General features: G+C 64.1%; 3 protein-coding genes and 1 pseudogene. 3 read left to right on the forward strand and 1 reads right to left on the reverse strand.

Features of this window, described 5'->3' with window-relative positions:
- From ABSG20_RS30290 to ABSG20_RS30300, 3 genes are all read left to right on the forward strand, one after another.
- Positions 1-915 (forward strand): ABC transporter substrate-binding protein (locus tag ABSG20_RS30290; protein WP_423868136.1); only part of this gene is annotated, 915 nt, incomplete at its 5' end.
- A gap of 19 nt (positions 916-934) precedes the next feature.
- The gene (locus ABSG20_RS30295; protein ID WP_423868137.1) at positions 935-2,308 is read left to right on the forward strand and encodes an MmgE/PrpD family protein; all 1,374 of its coding nucleotides are present in this window, start codon (positions 935-937) and stop codon (positions 2,306-2,308) included.
- A gap of 210 nt (positions 2,309-2,518) precedes the next feature.
- A complete protein-coding gene (locus ABSG20_RS30300; RefSeq protein WP_423868138.1) occupies positions 2,519-3,268 on the forward strand; it encodes a 3-oxoacyl-ACP reductase family protein in 750 nt (249 codons plus the stop codon).
- 521 nt (positions 3,269-3,789) lie between these two features.
- On the opposite strand, the pseudogene ABSG20_RS30305 reads toward ABSG20_RS30300, so the two are convergent.
- Positions 3,790-4,659, reverse strand: a pseudogene (locus tag ABSG20_RS30305) (hypothetical protein); the annotation flags it as partial.

Genomic DNA, 4,659 nt, shown 5'->3' on the forward strand with positions numbered 1-4,659 from the left:
GTCATCCACTATACTTCGACCGATCTGCCGGTGGCCGAGAAACTGGCCAGGGCGTTCGAGGCCAAATATCCTGGCATTGCGGTTCGGGTCGAGCGTACCGGGGCGGAGCGGGTGTTCCAGCGCATCGGTCAGGAATATTCCAGCAACATCCACGCCGTCGATGTCGTGAACTCGTCCGATGCGGCGCATTTCATCGTCTGGAAGCGCGACGGGGTTCTGGCGCCTTACGTGCCCGAGGACGTCGCGAAGTTCTATCCGCCCGAACACAGGGATATCGACGGCCAGTTTGCGAGCTGGCGGGTCTGGCTCAGCATCATCGCCTACAATACCAAATTGGTGAAGCCGGAAGACGCGCCGAAGAGTTTTGCCGATCTGCTCGACCCCAGATGGAAGAGCAAGATCGTCAAGGCGCATCCCGGCTATAGCGGCACCATCATGACCGCGACCTATCAGATGCAGCGCGATCTCGGTTGGACGTTCTTCGAAGCGCTCGCCAAACAGAATATCATGCAGGTGCAATCCTCGGCCGATCCGCCGAAGAAGCTCGATCTCGGCGAGCGGTCGGTCATGGCCGACGGCAACGAGTACAATATTTTTCAGATGAAGGAGGCCGGCCGCCCGGTCGAGCCGGTATATGCCACCGAAGGGTCGCCCATGATCGTCGGCCCCAACGGCATCTTCAGGTCCTCGCCCAATCCGAACGCGGCAAAGCTGTTCCAGTCGTTCTGCTTCAGCCGCGACGCCCAGCAGCTCATCATCGATGTCGGCGGCTTGCGCTCGCTACATCCGCAGACCGCGGAGAAGCCGGGGCGCAAGCCGCTCAAGGAGATCCAGACCATGAAGGACGAGCCGGCCGCCGTGGTCGAACAGGCCGACGCGATCAAGGCGCACTACGTCAGGATTTTTCATGTCTGACCGGTCTGGTGGCTGAGCGATGACGTCACCATTGCCCAAAATCTCCGTCGCCGAAATTCTGGCACAAAAAATCGTGCGGCTTTCGCCCGCCGCCCTGCCGGCTGTGACTGCGCGCAAATGCGAGGACCTGCTGATCGACGTGGTCGGCCTGTGCGTCACCGCGCGCAACCAGGATTATCTTGGCAGCGCGCTCAAGGGCTGGGACGACGACGGCCCGTGCACGGTGATCGGGCATACGCGCACCTTGACCGCATCGGGCGCTGCTTTTGTCAACGGCACCGCCGCGCATGGCGAGGATTTCGACGATACTTTCGAGGGCGGTCCGGTCCATGCCGGCGCGGTGATCGTGCCCGCCGTACTGGCGGCCTGCGAGCGGCACCATCCCGATGGCGGCAGTGTGTTGATCGGAATTGCCGTCGGCACCGAAGTGCTGTGCCGGTTGAGCCTCGTGGCGCCCAAGGCCGTGCACAAGGCCGGTTTCCACCCGACCGCGATTTTCGGCGCCATGGGCGCAGCCGCAGGCGTCGGCGCCGCGCTTGGACTCAGCGAAAGGCAGATCGTGGACGCACTCGGGATCGCCGGCAGCATGGCCGGCGGTATCATCGAATATCTCGCCGAGGGCGCCTGGACCAAGCGGCTGCATGCCGGCTGGGCGGCACAATCGGGCCTCCGCGCGGCGCTGCTGGCGCGGCAAGGCTTTGTTGGTCCGCGCACGGTGTTCGAGGGCGTCCACGGGCTGTTTTACGCCTTCGCGCACACGGCCGATGGCGACTACGGACAGCTTACGGCCGATTTCGGCAGGCGCTGGGTAACGGATACGCTGGCGTTCAAGCCCTATCCCTGCGGGACCATGGCGCAGCCCTATATCGATTGCGCCCGGCGGATGGCCGCGCGTGGCATCAAGGCGGAGGATATCAGCGAGATCGTCTGCGAGGTGGCGGAGGGCACCGTGCACCGGCTATGGGAGCCGCTCGCCGATAAGCAGCGCCCGCGCAACGGCTACGCGGCCAAATTCGCCACGCCCTATCTTTTGGCGAGCGGTTATTTCCATGGCGGCGTCGGGCTCGGCGCGTTCACGGCAAGCGCGATCGGCGACGTCGAGGTGCTGGCGCTGGCGGCGAAGGTGAAGTTCGTGATCGATACGGATAATTCATATCCGAACAACTATACCGGCCATATCAAGGCTATCCTGAAGGACGGCAGCGTGATCGAGGAGCGGCAGCCCCACTTGCGCGGCGGCGCCCAGGAGCCGCTGACGCGGCAAGACTTGATCGACAAATTCAGGCGCAATGTGGAGCACGGCGGCTGGAGCGCGGCGCAGAGCGAGGCGGCGTTGCAGCTGTTGGCGGGATTTTATCAGGGGAAGATCGATCTAAGTGCGTTGCGCGGGTAGCGGGCTCTCGGTGCACAAATAGGGGGCGCCCTGCACGATTTGAGCATAAAAGCCGGCTTTCCTTTCTCGAACGGACTGTTTGATATCCACTGGTTGATTGTATTGGCGAGCGCTACATGTCCGTAGTTGACTGATGGTAGCAAGGTCTTGCCTCAAGAGGAAGGACGTGGATCCTTGGCAAGGCGCGGCATCTGCATGGAGAGGATCGATATGAAAGAACTCGCCGGCAAGGTCGCGATCGTCACTGGCGCCGGCCGCAATATCGGCCGCGCGATTGCGCGGGCGCTGGCGGAGGGTGGCGCGTCGGTCCTGGTCAATGCGCGCAGCAACCGCGCCGGGGTGGAGGCGGTGGCGCAGGAGATCGAGGCCGCCGGCGGCACGGCGCAAATTCATATCGGGGATGTGGCCGTCTCCACCGACGTGGCGGCGATGGCGGACGCCGCGACAAAACATTTCGGCCGGCTCGACATCCTCGTCAACAATGCGGCGCTGCGGCGGGAAAGGCCGTTCGCGGAGATGGACTACGGCGAGTGGCGGGCCATTCTCGATACCACCCTCGATGGCGCCTTTCATTGCGTGAAGGCGTGCCTTCCTGCATTGCGCGAGAGCGGCGCGGGAACCATCGTCAACATCGGTGGCTTGAGCGCGCATACCGGTGCGCCCAACCGCGCCCATGTGGTGACGGCGAAGGCCGGCCTGGTCGGCTTCACCCGCGCATTGGCCTGTGATCTCGCGGCCTTCGGCATCACCGTCAACTGCGTGGTTCCCGGCCTGATCGGCACGCCGCGTCCCAAGGACCAGCCGGAACCCGCGCACCATTTGACGCACCAGACCCTGACCGGCGCGCGCGGCACGCCGGAGGACGTCGCGGCCACCGTGCGATTCCTGTGCAGTCCTGGCGCGCGCTACATCACCGGCCAGGCCATCCATGCCAATGGTGGGGCTTACTTCGGCGCTTAAGGCGCGGGTGGGCGCAGTTTTGCGCGCTTGTTGCCGGATAAATGCGCGCGGGGCCGCCCATTTTGATGGAGCCTTTCGAAGCATGAACCAGCAGCGTGGCGCCGAGGCGGCCCAATGGCGGTAGTAGCCGGCACGGCTGATACCCGCGAAGGCGCACGTCCGCTCGATCGTGAGTTCGCCTTGCGACAACGGGATCATCGCTTGGATGACGGCGTAGATGCCAGCGCGCCGGGCCCGTTGCTCGGACGGCGCGCTCCCTTGAGGTTGGGCCGATGCTTGATCCTGATGGGTGTCTGGCGCGATCCGCGATGCGGACGTAGCCATCAACCGAAGAAACGGGTGCGATTTGAACACAACGGCTGGAAGCTGCGAATGTAATATTTTGGCAGCTGGCGCTGCCAAAATAATTTCTCTACGCCCCTTGACGACCGGCCGGCTAATGGGTGTCCCCGTTTACTTCCGCCCGTTTACTTCCGGCTAACATCGAGGATTTTCGCACTGTCAAAACCAGAGCTGGCCCATTAGCGTGGCCGCTGCAGCAGCCAAGGTTGCAGCGGATCAACGCCCACGTCGCCGCCCGGTTGGTCGGCTTGCGAAGACATCGCGGTTCGCATCGGGTTCGAGAGTTCGACGCCTGCGAGCGCGGCGAGCCAGTCCAAGAGGCCCACGGCTCTGCTGCCATCGGGCAGAGCAACCGCCGCGCCGGTGCCGCCACCGAGCATTGAGTACGCCGAGCCCTGCGTCGACCAAGGCTCACGGGTTGGTGAGGACGGGGTGGTGCCCCAGCTACCTGACCAGGGATCGGCGCTGAATGGAATGGCCGGCCAGTTGCCCTGGCTCATGCCCAACGCCACGGGATGATCCGGCCGGATCGGCATCGGGGCTGGTGGAATCGGCAGACTGGCGAAGTAACTGCGGGGCGTGCTGGGTTCTGGCGCCGGCACTGGCAAGCTCGGAACGCGCGGCGCGATGCTTGCCGGAGAGACAGGCCAATTTCCGAAGCGATCATCGAACGAACTCTGACGAGCGGCGCCTGCTGGCGCGGCTGTGTCGAACGGCGGTGCTGGCCTTTGTTCGACGATCCCTCGGCTCGGGTATGGAAGGGTTTTGTTAGCAGTGGAGGCCGCAGGTGACTGGAAGTTCGGCGGTTCCAGAGGCGACGGAGAAGAAGTGTCGCCGGAAAGGGCTACTGGCGAAGAATCCTTATTTCCGATGTCGTTACGGCCGCTGCCGCGTGCGAAGACGCGCCCGTTCAAGATGGGGGCGGCGGGGCTCCCATTGTTCCCGAGCGCCGGAATATCGTCGGCAGGCCAACTGTTTACGCGCGCGGTCATGGCTCGGGTACTGCCGCCCGGGGCCGGCACAGCCACATAGGCTTTCGCGGTCACGTT

It is taken from the genome of Bradyrhizobium sp. (genome assembly GCF_049512235.1).
GTDB lineage: Bacteria > Pseudomonadota > Alphaproteobacteria > Rhizobiales > Xanthobacteraceae > Bradyrhizobium.

What these genes read in the sequence shown, in the direction of transcription:
- ABSG20_RS30295 (WP_423868137.1), top strand. Translation starts at nt 935, where the DNA reads ATGACGTCACCATTGCCCAAAATCTCCGTCGCCGAAATTCTGGCACAA.
- ABSG20_RS30300 (WP_423868138.1), top strand. Translation starts at nt 2,519, where the DNA reads ATGAAAGAACTCGCCGGCAAGGTCGCGATCGTCACTGGCGCCGGCCGC.